Source organism: Bacillus sp. GW823-FHT06A11, from assembly GCF_058795355.1.
The window spans coordinates 1,564,359-1,580,789 of record NZ_JBXAHS010000001.1; the positions used below are offsets into that span (position 1 = coordinate 1,564,359).

17 protein-coding genes and 1 pseudogene are annotated in these 16,431 nt (G+C 33.0%); 3 read left to right on the top strand and 15 right to left on the bottom strand.

The genetic code is table 11. From position 1 onward, the window contains the following. Window positions 1–133: 133 nt before the first annotated feature. From AC1Q8L_RS07865 to AC1Q8L_RS07900, 8 genes are all read right to left on the bottom strand, one after another. A complete protein-coding gene (locus tag AC1Q8L_RS07865) occupies window positions 134–1,501 on the bottom strand; it encodes an FtsX-like permease family protein (RefSeq protein ID WP_000172532.1) in 1,368 nt (455 codons plus the stop codon). Between the two features lie 76 nt (window positions 1,502–1,577). Next, complete coding sequence (locus AC1Q8L_RS07870; protein ID WP_000859666.1) at window positions 1,578–2,348, bottom strand: ABC transporter ATP-binding protein; 771 nt, start codon at window positions 2,346–2,348, stop codon at window positions 1,578–1,580. Window positions 2,349–2,519: 171 nt separating this feature from the next. Continuing rightward, on the bottom strand, window positions 2,520–3,698 hold the full coding sequence (locus tag AC1Q8L_RS07875; protein ID WP_001020777.1) for an ABC transporter permease: 1,179 nt from the start codon (window positions 3,696–3,698) through the stop codon (window positions 2,520–2,522). A 2-nt stretch (window positions 3,699–3,700) separates the two neighbouring features. After that, window positions 3,701–4,375 (bottom strand): ABC transporter ATP-binding protein, encoded by a 675-nt coding sequence (locus AC1Q8L_RS07880; protein WP_000609180.1) that lies wholly within the window; start codon window positions 4,373–4,375, stop codon window positions 3,701–3,703. Next, window positions 4,372–5,472 (bottom strand): efflux RND transporter periplasmic adaptor subunit, encoded by a 1,101-nt coding sequence (locus AC1Q8L_RS07885; RefSeq protein WP_086387962.1) that lies wholly within the window; start codon window positions 5,470–5,472, stop codon window positions 4,372–4,374. Before AC1Q8L_RS07885 ends, AC1Q8L_RS07880 begins: the two co-directional genes overlap by 4 nt. A gap of 276 nt (window positions 5,473–5,748) precedes the next feature. After that, window positions 5,749–6,834 (bottom strand): HAMP domain-containing sensor histidine kinase, encoded by a 1,086-nt coding sequence (locus AC1Q8L_RS07890; RefSeq protein WP_086387963.1) that lies wholly within the window; start codon window positions 6,832–6,834, stop codon window positions 5,749–5,751. Further along, window positions 6,827–7,525 carry a response regulator transcription factor gene (locus tag AC1Q8L_RS07895; RefSeq protein WP_000802753.1) on the bottom strand — a complete coding sequence of 233 codons (699 nt, stop codon included), beginning with the start codon at window positions 7,523–7,525 and terminating at the stop codon, window positions 6,827–6,829. The genes AC1Q8L_RS07890 and AC1Q8L_RS07895 overlap by 8 nt, the downstream gene beginning before the upstream one ends. Before the next feature lie 487 nt (window positions 7,526–8,012). Continuing rightward, window positions 8,013–8,393 carry a hypothetical protein gene (locus AC1Q8L_RS07900; RefSeq protein WP_000721368.1) on the bottom strand — a complete coding sequence of 127 codons (381 nt, stop codon included), beginning with the start codon at window positions 8,391–8,393 and terminating at the stop codon, window positions 8,013–8,015. Between the two features lie 669 nt (window positions 8,394–9,062). Here AC1Q8L_RS07900 and AC1Q8L_RS07905 point away from each other — a divergent pair. Beyond that, window positions 9,063–9,556: pseudogene (locus AC1Q8L_RS07905) on the top strand (DDE-type integrase/transposase/recombinase); the annotation flags it as partial. Between the two features lie 108 nt (window positions 9,557–9,664). On the opposite strand, the gene AC1Q8L_RS07910 reads toward AC1Q8L_RS07905, so the two are convergent. From AC1Q8L_RS07910 to AC1Q8L_RS07930, 5 genes are all read right to left on the bottom strand, one after another. Continuing rightward, a complete protein-coding gene (locus AC1Q8L_RS07910) occupies window positions 9,665–10,867 on the bottom strand; it encodes an MFS transporter (protein WP_000742945.1) in 1,203 nt (400 codons plus the stop codon). Between the two features lie 213 nt (window positions 10,868–11,080). Next, a complete protein-coding gene (locus tag AC1Q8L_RS07915) occupies window positions 11,081–11,659 on the bottom strand; it encodes a TetR/AcrR family transcriptional regulator (protein WP_001999151.1) in 579 nt (192 codons plus the stop codon). 151 nt (window positions 11,660–11,810) lie between these two features. Next, complete coding sequence (locus AC1Q8L_RS07920) at window positions 11,811–12,125, bottom strand: DMT family transporter (protein WP_000539671.1); 315 nt, start codon at window positions 12,123–12,125, stop codon at window positions 11,811–11,813. A 2-nt stretch (window positions 12,126–12,127) separates the two neighbouring features. Further along, window positions 12,128–12,472, bottom strand: coding sequence for a DMT family transporter (locus AC1Q8L_RS07925; RefSeq protein ID WP_000796020.1), 345 nt, complete (start codon window positions 12,470–12,472; stop codon window positions 12,128–12,130). Between the two features lie 411 nt (window positions 12,473–12,883). Beyond that, a complete protein-coding gene (locus tag AC1Q8L_RS07930; protein ID WP_000288074.1) occupies window positions 12,884–13,243 on the bottom strand; it encodes a MerR family transcriptional regulator in 360 nt (119 codons plus the stop codon). A 134-nt stretch (window positions 13,244–13,377) separates the two neighbouring features. Here AC1Q8L_RS07930 and AC1Q8L_RS07935 point away from each other — a divergent pair, with 134 nt between their 5' ends. After that, window positions 13,378–14,148, top strand: a complete 771-nt coding sequence (locus AC1Q8L_RS07935; RefSeq protein ID WP_000878082.1) for an SDR family NAD(P)-dependent oxidoreductase — start codon at window positions 13,378–13,380, stop codon at window positions 14,146–14,148. An 80-nt stretch (window positions 14,149–14,228) separates the two neighbouring features. Here the strand turns inward: AC1Q8L_RS07935 and AC1Q8L_RS07940 are convergent, their stop codons facing one another. Further along, on the bottom strand, window positions 14,229–14,684 hold the full coding sequence (locus tag AC1Q8L_RS07940; protein WP_000686663.1) for an N-acetyltransferase: 456 nt from the start codon (window positions 14,682–14,684) through the stop codon (window positions 14,229–14,231). A 128-nt stretch (window positions 14,685–14,812) separates the two neighbouring features. Continuing rightward, entirely contained in the window at window positions 14,813–15,307 is a 495-nt protein-coding gene (locus tag AC1Q8L_RS07945) for an Lrp/AsnC family transcriptional regulator (protein ID WP_000446096.1), read from the bottom strand. 205 nt (window positions 15,308–15,512) lie between these two features. On the opposite strand from AC1Q8L_RS07945, the gene AC1Q8L_RS07950 reads away from it, so the two are divergent. Beyond that, window positions 15,513–16,424, top strand: coding sequence for a DMT family transporter (locus AC1Q8L_RS07950; protein ID WP_098311668.1), 912 nt, complete (start codon window positions 15,513–15,515; stop codon window positions 16,422–16,424). Window positions 16,425–16,431 lie beyond the last annotated feature (7 nt).

A 16,431-nucleotide genomic window follows, 5' to 3' on the forward strand; every position in this document is an offset into this window, starting at 1 on the left:
ATGTGGCGGTACCCCATATAGAAAAAACCGATTCCCTACACGTTAAGGGTATCGGCTTTTGTTCATTTCATTATTCTTTAGAACTTGATAGGTTGTATTTCCTAATTTTATTACGCAATATCAAAAGAATTTATTATTTATACACAATTCTAAAATACGAATTAACAGTTAATATATAATATCCAAAATAGATTATGCAATATGCAATAGAACTAATGGAAATAGGAATCATAATACTGTATATAGGCATGTTGTTTATTATTGGTAAAGCAAATAAGCTATGAGTAAGTCCGACTATTATAGGTGAAATAAAACTAAAGCTAACTTGTTTCGAAATTGACGTTCTTACTTCTTTTTTCGTAACACCTATCTTACGAAGAACCTCATAGTATTTCTGATTAGCATGTGCTTCAGATAGTTGTTTATAATAAATAATAGAACCAGTTGCTAGTACAAATATAATTCCCAAAAAGCTTCCAATAAATAATGTAACTCCATACAGTTGCATAAAATCTTCATTTGTTTCAGATTGCCCTACATAATATCCTGATACAACTGTACTAACTGCCGTTAAAGCTGTGGCACTTAAGATAGCAATAGTCGCAAGTAATTTGGCATTTCCTTTTACTCGATATAACAACTGTGAAATATTTAGTATATTCATACCGTTAAAATAGATATTGCTCTTACTTTTAATTTTCTTTAATACAATAACTGTATAAGAAGTGAATAGACAGTAGGTTGCAAGAACAATCGCAATCAAAATACATAACGGAATTATTTTAGGATCCATTAGCGGACGCATAGGGTCCTCAGGGTTCTGCACAAATTTTACGACTTCGCGAAAAAAGAATGCTAAAACATAACCAAAGCCAATTAAAATAAGACCTATATATGCCAAATATTTAGATCCTTTTGGCATACTCTCTCCTTTATGATTCGCTTGGAACATTTCAATTAATGGAAATTGATAAATTAAGCGCGAGTTTTTCCAAGCTGTATATAATAGAATCGATAAAAAAACAATAATTGTGTCTATTATGGCCTTTATAGATAACTCGAACGTAATTGGCACATTTAATTTCATCAAACTCATTAGAAGTTCTAAAAATAACTTAAAACTTATACTGCCAATCAATATCCCAACTATTAAAGCTACGCCCCCCATTATTAATGTTTCACAAAATAACATCGTACCAATTTGTTTTTTAGTAATACCTAGTAAAGAATATAACCCTATCTCTTTTTTACGTTTTCTTATAAAAAAATTAGTAGAGTAAATAATAAATATGGCTATAAAAATAATAAGTATCACTTTTGAAGACTGAAGAACACTATTAATCATTACATTATTAAGCATTTCTTTTTTTATTTGCGTACTATATCGAAGTGACGCAAATATAAAATAAATCAGCATACTCGAAGCTAAAGATACAAAATAAAGTATATACTCCTTAAAATTTCGCCTTATATTTCGTTGAACGATTTCAATTAAAGTCATTTATTTTAACCTCCTAAAAACTATTTCTACAAAATATACATTGTTTTAATCACACATTATGTTATAAATGGCCATATTAGATAAGATCATCAGCCTTATCTTCAGAAATGGAAGACATTACATCAATGACTTGTTGGAAGAATTGCTTACGTGTTAATTCTCCACGGTGTAATTCTTTATATAATTCACCATCTTTAATCATAATCACTCGTTTACAATAACTTGCCGCAAACGCATCATGCGTTACCATTAATATGGTTGAGTTATCATATTCATTTAATGACTTCATACTTTCTAATAAATCCGTTGCTGATTTAGAGTCAAGCGCCCCAGTTGGCTCATCCCCAAAAATCATACTCGGATTCGTAACCATGGCACGTGATGCTGCGCAGCGTTGTTTCTGTCCCCCAGATACTTGATATGGGTATTGACTTAAGATATGATCCATGCCAAACTTCTTAGAGATTTCAAGAACAAGCCGATCAATTTCACTAACCTTCACCTTTGATAAAGCGAGAGGCAATGCGATATTTTCTTTGAACGTTAACGTATCTAATAAGTTATAATCTTGAAAAATAAAACCTAAATGATTGCGCCGAAATAATGCCAACGTATCATCACTCATTTTTACAATATCTTTTCCATCTATTAAAATCTCACCACTCGTCACATGATCAATTGTCGAAAGAACATTTAATAGAGTTGTCTTACCTGAACCAGAAGGGCCCATAATCCCAACAAATTCTCCTTCTTGTACTTGTAAGTTAATCCCTTTTAACGCTTCAAATGTATTTCCACCTGTGTCATATACTTTTTTAATATTTTTTGCTTCTAGCACTGTTTTCATTTTATATTCCTCTCTCCTCTTAGTATTTACAGCCAAGAAATCTATATAAAATTAGAGTTAAGATTGTTTAGATTTTTGCTTATACCATGAAAATCCTTATTTTCAAAAAGAGTAAATACCCATATGGGTATTTACTCTTTTCTAGAATATCTTATCTTTCACCTACAACTATTATTCATATCGTAGACAATCAATTGGGTCTAGTTTAGCTGCTTTATTTGCTGGAAGTATACCAGAGACAATGCCAATCAATATAGATATTCCAACAGATAGTAGACCTAGATTTACTGAAATAACAAGTGGCCATCCACCTACGATTGCCGATACCCAAGCAAAGAAAATACCTAACACAAAACCAATTACTCCACCTAATGCTGTTAAAATACAAGCTTCAATAAGAAATTGCATTAATATTTCCCTTCTCGTTGCACCAAGTGCTTTTCGAACACCTATTTCACGTGTACGCTCTGTAACAGATACAAGCATGATATTCATCACACCAATACCACCTACGATTAAAGAGATTCCAGCAACACCAGTGAATACCATTTTCATCGTATCTAATGATTCTTCTACGACCAAATCGTTTTTTGTCTCATCCTCTACTGTAAATAGATGCTCAAATTCTGGTGGTTTCAATCCATTTAATACAGATACAGCTTGTTTCCCTACAATTTCTCGCTCGCTAGAAGAAGATAACTTAATGGTCACTGCATTATATTCCTCAACACCTGAGATCAACGGTGCATTGTCAACCGAGGTATATCCTGCATACACATTTGATTGCCATATATTATCATATTTGTACACCCCGACAATATTATATGGTTTTCCTTTTATATCTATATATAAATCATTTTCCCATGTATCATATAGTTTTTTAAATAGAGCTTCACTGATAATCAAAACAGGAATTGGTTTTTCCAGCTCAGTCTCTGTTAACTCACGCCCGTGTATCATTCGTAGTTTGTGATCCTGCATAAAATTACCTGTTCCCACATTTAAATTAAGAGAAGCTTCTTTTGAACCTACATATGCTTTTACGTCCATATTCACATGTGGGTACACATCCTTTACACCTGGTATTACTTCTAATTGCTTTACCATATCTGGTGTAATCTTTGCTATTTCCAGCGGAAAATCTGGGTTGATATACTCTATATTAATTTCATCCATATGGCGGCTCTCTTCAATCTCTTTTTGCATCTTTGCAGTATTTCCATCCCCCGTTGCGAGAATTGTAATAATCGCACTGATTCCAATAATAATTCCCAGCATCGTTAAAATAGATCTCATTTTATGGGCAAAGATAGAAGAGATAGCCATACGTATATTTTCATGTATATTCAATTTTATTCTCTCCAATCCTGAACAATGTTTCCGTCACGAATAACGATTTGACGTGCTGCGGCTTCCCCGATTTCACGATCGTGAGTAATCATAATAATCGTTGAACCTTGCTTGTTTAATTCATAAAATAGATTTACAATTTGTTCACTTGTTTTCGTATCTAGTGCACCTGTTGGTTCATCTGCCAAAATAAATTTCGGGTTATTTACAATTGCGCGTGCAACTGCAACGCGTTGTTTTTGTCCACCTGACAATTCATTTGGAAAGTGGGTAGCGCGATCAGCTAAACCAACTTTTGTTAAGGCTGCTAATGAACGCTCTTGTCTTTCCTTTTTATCGACTCCCGCATAAATAAGTGGTAATTCAATGTTTTGCAACGCTGTAAGTCGTGGCAGTAACATGAAGTTTTGAAATACGAATCCAATCTCTTTATTACGAACATGCGCAAGCTCGGTTTCAGACATGTTTGAAATATTTTGTCCAGCTAATTCATAGGAACCTGTCGTAGGCTTATCTAAACACCCAATAATATTCATTAATGTTGATTTACCAGAACCAGAAGGCCCCATGATAGAAGTGAAATCTCCCTGATTTAGCGTTACATCAATTCCGTGCAATATTTGAATGGATTCTTCACCATTTTGAAAAGATTTTGTAATGCCTTGTAAATTAATCATTGCGTGGCAACCTCCATACCATCTTTTAGATTTACAGTAGGTCTAGAGATAATTTTTTCTCCTTTTTTCACTCCGGAAATTTTTGCTTCATTACTTGTTTCAAATTCAACCGTAACAACTTGTTCTTTTGCTTTTCCGTCTTTTACAACAAAGACAACGTTTTTATCACCTTTTTTTAAAATACTGGTCTTTGGAATGACTGTACCCTTTGCTTCGCCTGATTTAGTTTCTACGTATACGTGGAAACCATTTTGTAAGCCTTCACTATTGTCTAACGTCACAGTAAATGGATAACTAGAAACTGTTTTGTTTTCATCCATACTTTTTAATGGTGTAGAACCAATTTCTGTTACTTTTCCTGTCCATGTTTTACCCGCTACAGTTTTTGATGAAACTGTTATTTCTTGTCCAATTTTTACATTAGCAAGTTCAAATTCAGACATTTGACCTGCTACTTTAAATGGACCTGCATGGCGAAGTGTAATTCCGCTCATACCGTTTCTTTCATTAGAAGCTGTAATAATATCATCAATTACACCGTCAGCAGGACTCATAACAGAAAGTGTGTTTACTTTCTCTTTTGCTACTTTAATCATTTCATCCGCTTTTTCTACTTCAAACTTCTTCATTTCAAGCTGTGATTCTAATTGTTGAATTTCAATCTCTGACGCTTTTACTGCTTCTGCAGGAAGACCAGCATTTTTATCTTTTTGTAGCTTTTGTTTTGCTGCATCAATTTGTTTTTGTTGTAATGTTACTTCTTTTTGTGCAATTTTCTTTTGCATTTCCACTTCTGTTACACCTTGTTTAACAGTTGGATCATTGTATTTAAACAGAAGCTGTCCTTTCTTTACTTCATCGCCTTTTTTAACAGCTAGTTCATTCGTACCTTTTGTTGGATCAAATGAAATGATCTCCATTCCATTTGGAATCACTTCACCAGCAAACTTTTGCTGATTTTCGATTTGTTTTTCTAGTACTTCAGATGTTTTATAGGTCATAACTGGTTCAGAACTTCCGGCAAAATTCATATAAGCCCCAGCTCCTAAACCAACTGTTAATACACCAACAATGACTACCTTATTTACTGTCTTCATATTATCCTCACTATTTCTTGTACTTTATTTTTGGAGACCATTATTTCCGTTTGTATAATTAGTTAACATTTTTAGAAATTATATATAAATTAGATTTCAAAGTATTAACATATCTCTTTTAAAATCAAATTGTGATAAAAATCTAGGCGTATACTTTTCGCAATATAAAAAGCCCCACCTTTTATTAGTAATTTCTCTTTGGCCTAACCTATAAATAGGATAGAAGAAATTAATTAAATAAAAAGTGGGGTAATAATTAAATATTTATTAAATTTTTCAATTCTCTTCTTTTGGTAATTTCACTTCAAAAATTGTTCTCACTACATTACTTTCTGCAGAAATCTTCCCATTATGTTTCTCAACAATATTTTTAGCAATAAATAATCCAAGACCCGTACTATTTTTCTGTACTGTTCTTGCTTTATCACCTGTATAAAACATATCAAAAAGATAAGGTAACTCTTCTTCTGGTATACTTTCTCCATAATTAATAATCTGTACAACAACGTCTCCATCTTCAATGTATCCATTCATATCAACAAACTTCCCATTATTTCCATATCGAACCGCATTTGTTAGAAGATTTTCAAATACTCGTGCTAACAAATTCCCGTCACCGTTGATAGTTAAATTTGGTGCAACATGTAATCTAGCCTCTAATTGATTTTTCTCTAATAATGGATATAATTCCAAATCTAATTGCACGAGCAATTCACTTATATTAATGTTTTTTTTATCTATTTGTTGTACACCATAGTTCATTCGTGTAATTTCAAATAACTCATCAATTAAACTTTCAAGTCGTTGTGATTTTGCGAATGCAATTGTAGAATAATATTTAATTTGTTCCGCAGTTAAGTTTTTCTCATTGAGAATTAAATCTAAATAACCTAGGACAGATGTTAATGGTGTTCTTAAATCATGAGCTAAGTTAACAACAAGTTGATCTTTACTACTTTCTGCAAAGTCTCCTCGTTCAACCGCCTCTTTTAATTTTTCACTTGCAATATTAATTGCGCGTGCAATATCGCTGAATTCATCATTTGATGAAATATAAACTTTATGTGTGAAATCTCCTTTAGAGAGATGATGAATGCCATTAGAAATTTCATCAAAATACTTTAAATAAGGTTTCGTTAAAAAGAAAAAGAATAAAATAGATAGCAAAGTGAAGGAAAGGAAAGAGAAATAAATACTTCCCCCAACCACTCTATTTGCTACATAGTCTTCATGACTAACCATCATTCTAAAAGAGAACCCTAATGTTTTATAAATTATATATGTTCCGAAAGCTGCTAACATCATACTTAGTGCAAACAAGGCAATCATTTTAAACCTAAAACTTTTTACTATTTTAGCCATTGAAAGTATAACCTACTCCCCATATCGTTTTTATTAACTTGTTCTTCCTTTTATCTTCTCCAAGTTTCTTTCGTAAAGTACGAATATGCACCGTAACTGTATTATTGTTATCATCATAATAATCATTTGTCCATATCTGCTGAAAAATATTTTCAAGGCTATATACTTTTTTCGGATGACTTGCCAATAAACATAAAATATCAAACTCTTTTGGTGTCAAATCAATTCGTTCTCCGTATACATGTACCGTTCTTTTCTCAAAATCAATAACAATGCCTCCAGCCTCTAAAACAGATGTTTCTTCTACTTTCGGCTGATTTAACGTAAAAAATCGGCGAAGTTGAGCATTCACACGTGCAACTAATTCAATTGGTGTAAAAGGTTTCGTCATATAATCATCTGCACCTAGTACAAGACCCGTCACTTTATCAAAATCAGATGTTTTCGCGCTTAAGAAAATAATTGGCATATTTTGTTTAGTACGGATTTGACGCGTCACCTCATAACCATCCATTTTTGGCATCATGATGTCTAAAACCACTAAATCAATTGCCTGCGATTGAATAATTTCAATTGCGGCTTCTCCATCAGTTGCTTTTACAACCTGGTATCCTTCTTTTTTTAAATGTATTTCAATTAATTCAGCAATCTTCAAGTCATCATCAGCTATTAGAATTGTAATCGGCTTCATTTTATCCTACCTCTTCTTTTTCTTCCTTATATTCAAATAAAAAAATTGATCACTCTATTAATTTCATCTGCAAAATTACTAATGTGTAATTCATTCTTTTTGAAAATAGTTTGAATTCCTATCATTCCCTTAAAAAGACAAATTCTTTTAGTATTTTTTGAATGGCTATAAAATTCCACGTCTCTACATTGAAATCTTATCATTTTCAGGAGGAAAGCGCAGAATGTCTCTAATAAAGAATATTTTTAAATACCTTACTAGCGTCATTCTAATATTTTCCTTCATTGAAAATGTAGCTCCATTATAAATAGAACTTATCGCATACAGTCAAGTTTGGAATAAAGTATCATTGAATAGATAACAAGCAAAACCAGCTCGTATTCCATTACATACATATCAAATATATATAATATCTAGATTACTTTTTAGCCATCCATCTAAAGTTTCTTTATCAATCCATAGTTTCTTCTATAATTTTGAAGGCATCTTAATTTGTTTTTTTATACGTACATACTTTTTCTACCCATGGAAAATAAATTGTCAATTTGTCTTTATTTTGTACCATTTTTTGTTTTTGAGTAAAATTGTTGCCGTAATCAATATTTATCCATTCATTATCAAGCCAAGTGTATGTCCCTGCATTTTTATATTCATTTGATATTTTTTGAGTATGCATCTCTATTAACCATATAGTTTTCTTTTTTTTATTTTCTGGATTAACTTCGATTTTTTTATCAAACTGGTAAGAAACCGGACAAGTAGTGTCATTATCCGCTAATCTCCAATTCCCATTCAATTCTTTACCGCTACATCCAATTAGCAATAAACTGAAGCTAATTGGAACAATTAACTTTTTTATTTTTTTCATTATACATTTACCTTTCATTATCACTTTTTATCTAATGCGTAACTTAGTACAATTCCTTCTTTAACAGAAAGGTATTATATGAATTCCAACATATATAAGATAGAGAAAATTAATTAAATAAAATGTAGGGCAAATATAAATTTTTCATTAAATTTTTAAACTCTCTGCATTTTGCAATCTTATTTTAAATATTGCTCTTATTTCATTACTTCCAGCAAGTCTTGTTCACTTATGCTATTTAAAGATACCTTTAAGCAAAATAAATGTGCTTAAAAATATCTTCCTATAAAAGATTAATTACTTTTAAGATTTTAATATTAAAACAGATTATTGGGAAATCAACATTAGTTTGTAGCGGTATAATTATGGTAGCAAATGTAAAGAGATAATTTTATATGCAAAATATTTACAGAAGAAATTTATCCAAGGTAGAAAAATAGAGAAATAACAGGAGTTAAGTTTATGAAATTATTAAAACTGAAGAAAAATAATTTTATAAAATAGTGAAAGAATATGAAGCACACAAAGTAACAACTAACCTATAACGAATTAGAGCCGAAAATTTCTTAGAGTAGAAAAATCGGCTTTTTTTATGTCAAAATTTGCTTAGCGTATACTTTCGTTAAAATGCGGGTGGTATCCCATTTAGAAGAGAAAGTAAAGGACGTCGAAAAAAAGAAATATATCAATGGTGCGGAACCAATGGTAGCCCCTCATCGATTGGAGTGCCAATTCAATACATCCAGGTTTACGGATGTGACGTATCTCTTATTTGGAGAGCGTACCTTGTATTTATCAACGATCATGGATGCCCTTAATCGCGAAATTATTAGTTGTGTCATCAACGAATTACAAACACTGACATTAGCGACGAAGACATTGAAACAAGCAATGAGAGGGTGAAAAGTAAAAAATGTCATCCTTCACTCATATCAAGGAAGTATTTATACTGCGAAGGAATTTCAAGCGTATGCCAAACAAAACGGCATCATCACCAGCATGTCCCGTAAAAGAAATTGCCATGATAATGCCGTCATGGAAAGCTTCTTTGGCCATTTAAAAAGTGAAGCTTTCCATTCACAAAAGATAACAAAAGTATCCAAACTGTGCGAAAGATTGTGCTAGAATACATTCATTACTACAATTATGTGAAAATTCAATGAAAATCAAACCACCTATCCCCTAAAGAATTTAAGGAACAGATGGTTTAGGTGTTTTGATATGTGTCCCGTTGTCGGGGGTCACTTTACCTCACGTCGTAAGGGGTTTTATTACTTCGCAAAACTTTCAGCCAACTGTTTCTCTCTCCACATAAATGTAATGCCGAGACCAACTATTAAAACAACGCCTGAAAATGCATATGGATAATGAATATTCATATCAAATAATATTCCGCCCATCGCTGGTCCTGCGATATTTCCTAAACTCGTATAAGTCGAGTTCATACCAGCGACGAATCCTTGCTCTTTTCCGGCTGCTTTTGATAAAAATGTCGTTAAAGCTGGACGAAGTAAATCAAATGCTAAGAAAATGAAGCAAGTAACGAGAAGTACAATCCAATAATTAAAGACTACAGTTGAGACGAATGCTAATACTGCACCTACAATTAAACATATTTGAATTAACACTTTCTCACCGAACATGTCTACCAATTTGCCAAACATAAATACTTGCACAACTACCCCAAAGATTGAACTAATTGTAATAATTGCTGCAATATCTTTCGGCGAGAAACCAAATTTATGATCAGAGAATAAGCTAAACACTGTTTCATACGCTGATAATCCGAATGCGAGTACAAATACGATAATAAATGCAATTGCATACATTGGATGTAATGATTTCTTTAAATCCCCAATAAAACTTGATTCTTTCGTATTAGAAGAAATCTCTGCAAGTTCTTCTTTCGTTAACGGTTCTTTTAAAATAAAGATCGAAATCACACATGCTATAAAAGCAATTACTGCTGCAACGAAAAACGGCACACGTATACCGTATTCTGCAATAAATCCGCCGATTCCAGGCCCTATAATGAATCCAGTACTAATAGCCGCAGATAAGTATCCCATCGCCTTTGGACGTTCCTGAATAGATGTAATATCCGCAACATATGCCGTAACACCAGGCATAATAAAAGCAGCACTAATTCCGCCTAATACCCTTGCTACATAAAGCATCCATACATCTTTTCCTAATCCAAAAAGAAGCTCTGAAACACCAAAAATAAATAATCCAATGATTATCATTTTCTTTCTACCGTAAAGATCAACCCACCGGCCTGTAATAGGTGAAGTAATGAGCTGTGCCATTGCAAACACTGCAACGAGATATCCCATCGTCTTCCCTGTTAAACCCATATCATTCATAAAGGACGGCATAACCGGAATGATTAATCCAATCCCTAAAAAAGCGATAAATATATTACTCAAAAGAATGACCAATACCATCTTTTGTTCTTTTATCGGTTTCTTCACTTTTTAACACCTCTTCCCGTAAGTTCCTCTCAAAAAATAATGCCCAAGAAGCTTTTTCTCTATCCTTCTATTTGTGGGCTAGTCATGAGTAGAGATGCCCCCTACTCGTTAGAATTTCACACTATCCTTCCACACATACATACGCATTAGGTGAATGACTATCATTCAGTTTTCCTCAAAAATGAACCTACCTTTTCAGACAGGTTCATCTCACTATTTCTTTATATGTAGTGCATGTGTTAAAAAATCTAGTACTTCTGCCTTTTGCAAATCCACTTGCTCATCATCTTTATGATCATATAGATACACTTGTTCCGCTGCTGATTCAACTAGAGCGATAAATAACTTCGCTGTTCGCTCTGCGTGAACCGAATCACGAATTTCACCAGCTTCTTTTGCCTCATTTAAAAATTCACTTAGCCACATATAAAGGGGCTCATACACAGCTTCCCATTCTTTTATATGTTCTGTAGATGCAAGACCAGCATACATTAAAGCTTGTATTTCACGATATTCAGCTATAAAGTGAAACACCGCATCTATTACTTGCGTCACTTTACTTGAGAAAGGCGCATCGTTTTGCACTTTTTCTTTCACTGCAAGTATCATCTTTTCAACCATCACTTCTGCTATTGCAGGCATAACAGATAACTTAGAAGGAAAATATAAATAGAAAGTTCCTTGCGCAATGCCAGCTAATTTCACGATATCAGAAATCTTCGTTTTTTCGACGCCCTTTTCCTGAAACACTTCAATAGCTGCATAGACAATTTTCTCTTTTTTATTCATCATCTAAACCCTTTCACACGCATATTGAATGACTGTCACTCATTTTATAAGATAATCGATTGTACTGTCAATGATAGTGAACTCTAAGAGGAAATCATTTTTTTATAATAAAATCTCCTAATAAACAATTAGGAGATAAAAATACAATATACCTTTAAGAAAGTGCCTTTAATCCTGTCACTCCACATACAATAAGAAACACACTAATGATACGCGCTTTACTTTTCGACTCACCAAACAAGAACATGTTTAACAAAACTGCACCTGCTGTTCCGATACCAATCCAAACCGCATACGCGACACTTACTTGTAAAAATAAGAAGGAAGTATACAAAAATGCGAAGGATGTAGCAAACCCACCTATATAAATCGCACCATTGGCTAATGTCTTATCTTTACTATACATTTTAAGTCCTATCACACCGACTATTTCACTAATTGCAGCACAAAATACGAAAAACCAACCCATTTTTAAGCAGCTCCTTCCACAGTTTCTTCTTTATTGTCAGCTAACTTTAAACCGATAACGCCGGCTACTACCATAAGAATGAAGAATAGTTTGCCTGCGCTGAAACTTCCACCGAAAAGAAATACATCCATTAAGAAAGTACCTACCGTACCAGCTCCAGCGAAAACAGCATATACAGTTCCTGTTGCAAGATGTTCACACGCTTTAGAAAGGAAGTGAAAATCAACAGCGATAACTCCTAAAATAATAATCCAATGCCACCAAGTATTAGCCGTATTAAAACCAAACACCCAAAAAATTTCAAAGATACATGTTAATATGACATATAACCAAGCTCTATTTTTCATACCTCTCACCTCTTATGACTGACTATCAGTCATTTTTATTTTAAAAAAATATACTCTTTCATCAATACTATATAAAAACAAATATCATCCTCATTTACCATTTATATTTGTTCCGTTTCCAAGTAAACTGCATCCTGTCATACAAAATGACTGAATGTCATTCATATATATTGTACATGAACATTTTAAAAACTGTCAATGCCGAAAGTTTATTTAAAATTTCTTTCATCTGATTTGTATATTTCCTAATAATCTGTCAATAATGCTAGTAACATAATATTTTCTCCACTCCCCCTTGGAGAGATCCCTTGAATGGAGCAGTTAGCTTTTGCTAGCTGCTCTTTTTTATTTATCCGCACACTATGATGAAATACTCATAGATCAAATCCATTTTTCATCACATAACAACATCTATTTATTTTCCAATGAGCTTTTGTATGTACGAATTTTATTCTCAAGCATCTTCTCTGTAACCTCTAAGTTTTCTCTTTGAATCTGAATAGATTTCCTATGATCTTCTAGGAGCTGTAAACGAGCTTCTGTTGTATGCACCCCTTCTGTATATAATCTAGCGTATTCTCTTATTTTCGCTATTGGCATTTGCGTTTGTTTTAATTTCATTACAAACTGCAACCACTTTATATGTGACTCTTCGTAAAGTCGATTTCCATTTGTATCACGATTTGCAATTAATATATTTTCCTTTTCATAATAACGTAGTGTATGTGTGCTCACGCCTAATAATTTTGCTACCTCACTAATTGTGTACATACTAAAGCTCCCTCCACATGCTTACCCTCATATATTTTATGACCGTATCAAATTTATAAAAAACATTTGACTTAGAGTATACTCTAACAAATACAATCTAACCATAAATGAATTTGAATTTAGGGGGATTTTATATGAAATACACTGTTATTACTGGCGCAAGTTCCGGAATTGGTTATGAAGCAGCTTTAGCATTTGCATCTCGCGGAAAAAATTTAGTACTTGTAGCTCGAAGACAAGAAGAATTAAACGGATTAAAATTAAAAATTAACGAAATGCATCCGGAGTTGGATGTTGTCATTCGAAGAACTGATTTATCTGTTACTGAAGATGTTTATAAACTTTATGAAAGCCTACAAGCTTTTCAAATTGAAACGTGGATTAACAACGCAGGTTTTGGTAATTTCGCCTCAATTGCTGAACAAAATTTAAATAAAATCGAAACGATGTTACATGTAAATATAGAAGCACTAACAATACTCTCTTCTCTTTTCGTTCGAGATTATTCAATGGTTGATGGAACACAGCTTATTAACGTTTCATCGGGCGGCGGATACACGATTGTTGCTGATGCTGTTACGTATTGCGCTACGAAATTCTATGTAAGTGCATTTACAGAAGGGCTGTCTCACGAACTGAAAGAACAAGGCGCAAAACTGCAAGCAAAAGTTTTAGCTCCTGCTGCAACTGAAACAGAATTTGCGAAGCGTTCATTTGATATTGATGAATTCCAATACGATAATGTTGTACCAAAATTCCACACTGCAAAACAAATGGCACAATTTATGCTCGACCTTTATGATAATGATAAAGTTGTAGGAATTGTCGACGGTTTAACGTATAACTATGAACTTAAAGATCCACTTTATAATTTTGCCGTGAGACAAAAGAATTCAAATTCTTAATAACCTGTCCATTTCTTATGGAAATATATATTCCCACTATATATGTAAATAATAGTGGGAACTTTTTCCCTATAAATTTTTTATCCAACATACCGCACCATCGCCACTTCATCACAATAATCCACCTTTGGACAATGTCTACAATCAATCCATACTTTCTCTGGCAACGCTTCTTTGTTTATAAAATCAAATCCACACTTTTGAAAAAATACTGTTTCATATGTTAAGGAAATTACTCTTCTTACATTTATTTTCGTAGCTTCCTCCATTACATGATTTACGAGCATACGCCCTATCCCTTTCCCTGCATATGTATGCGAAACTACTAACGATCGTATTTCTGCAAGATCTTCCCCTAATACATGTAATCCAGCAACTCCAACAATTCTCTCGTCTTCTTTCATAACATATAAACATTGCAAATATTGATAAAGAGACAAAAGGGAACGTGGTAAAACCACTCCCTCTTTTGCATAAACCTCAATAAGACTATAAATTTCTTTCACATCACTCGTCACCGCATTACAGATTTTCATATTACATCCCCTTGCCCTCGATATTAATATTTATAACTTTAAATGAATTTTAATACATAATTTTATATAATAATACAGCTCTCTTTTCTCCTCGTCAATCACTTTATGCAAACAAAAAACCAAGCAATCTAATTGATGCTCGGTTCCTCATCTCGTATCGGCAATACCGTCGAATATTTAATTTCACGAAGTGCTAAACTTGTCTGTATCCTTGTAATACCAAGCTTATTCAGCTTTCTAATAAACTGCTCCAGTTCTTTACGATCACGATTTGCAACCTTTAATAAATAATCGTATTCTCCTGTTAAACAGTGACATTCTAACACTTCCGGCATCGATTCTAATTCTTTCTCCAACACTTCTAACTTGTCAAATTGATGAATATTCGTACTCATAAAAATAAAACATAATAAATCAAACCCAAGCTTTTCTTGATTTAAAATCGCAACTTGCTTATCGATGAAACCTTCCCCATCTAACCTTTTTATTCTTGCATGCATCGCAGCCGGTGATAAATTAACGCGACGTGCCAGCTCTGCATTACTTACTTGTGACTCCTTCTGCAATATATCTAAAATTTGTACATCCAAATCATCCAACACTTTAATAACAGACGACTCCATTACAATTCCCCCTTTTTTCTTACCGATGATTATTCGAAAAAACACCTTATAATTTATCCAAAACTGAATATCATTCCGTAAATATCATTCACAGATAAATATTTTATCGAGTTTTTACCATTATACAAAAGAATATATTATACAATAAAGAAAAATGCTAAAATTATTTACAATTCGTATTGATTATAAAAAAGGGGATTTTAGCATGCCTTATTTTTACGTCTTTTTACTATTACTAACGAGCTTATTATGGGGAGGAAATTTTGTCGTTGGAAAATCACTCGTCGATCATGCATTGCCGATGACACTGACAAATTTAAGATGGATGATTGCGATTGTTTGTTTATTACCAATGGTATGGTTTAAAGAAAAGAAAATCCTTCCACCACGTACCGCAATACTTCCTTTAATATTGATGGGAATTTCAGGGGTCGCTCTTTTTAACATCTTTCAATTTTTAGCATTAGAAAAAACATCCGCTACGAATGTAGGTCTTATCTCTACTTTGAATGCAATTTCAATCGCATTATTTTCAGTATTATTTCTAAAAGAAAAAGTAAATACACTTCAAATCCTATCCATGATTCTTTCATTCTTCGGGGTTATCCTCGTCCTATTAAAAGGTGATTTCTCGCTTTTATTTTCACTACATTTTAATAGCGGTGATTTATGGATGATTGCAGCAGTCTGTATTTGGGGAATCTATTCTGTTTGTAGTAAATGGGCAACAAAAACAACTACACCACTTATGGCAACGTTGTACTCTGGTATTTTCGGCGTTATTTTATTACTACCGTTTAACATAGGTAGCTTCACTGTTTCAAATATAAATACTTCTTTCATCACATCACTTTTATATACCGGGCTTATTTCGACAGTTCTTTGTATGGTATTTTGGAATATTGGTGTACAAAAATTAGGTGCAACTACATCAGGTATTTTTCTAAACTTCAATCCAATTTTCACAGCCATTTTAGCATTCATATTCCTCGGAGAAGAATTAACGTGGATACAAATTTTAGGGACAATTGTCGTTGTAACAGGATGTTATTTATTTTCTCATTTCAAAACTGTTGCCGTTCAGCCTGTTAGACCTTTAATGCGAAAACATTCTTAATGAAAAA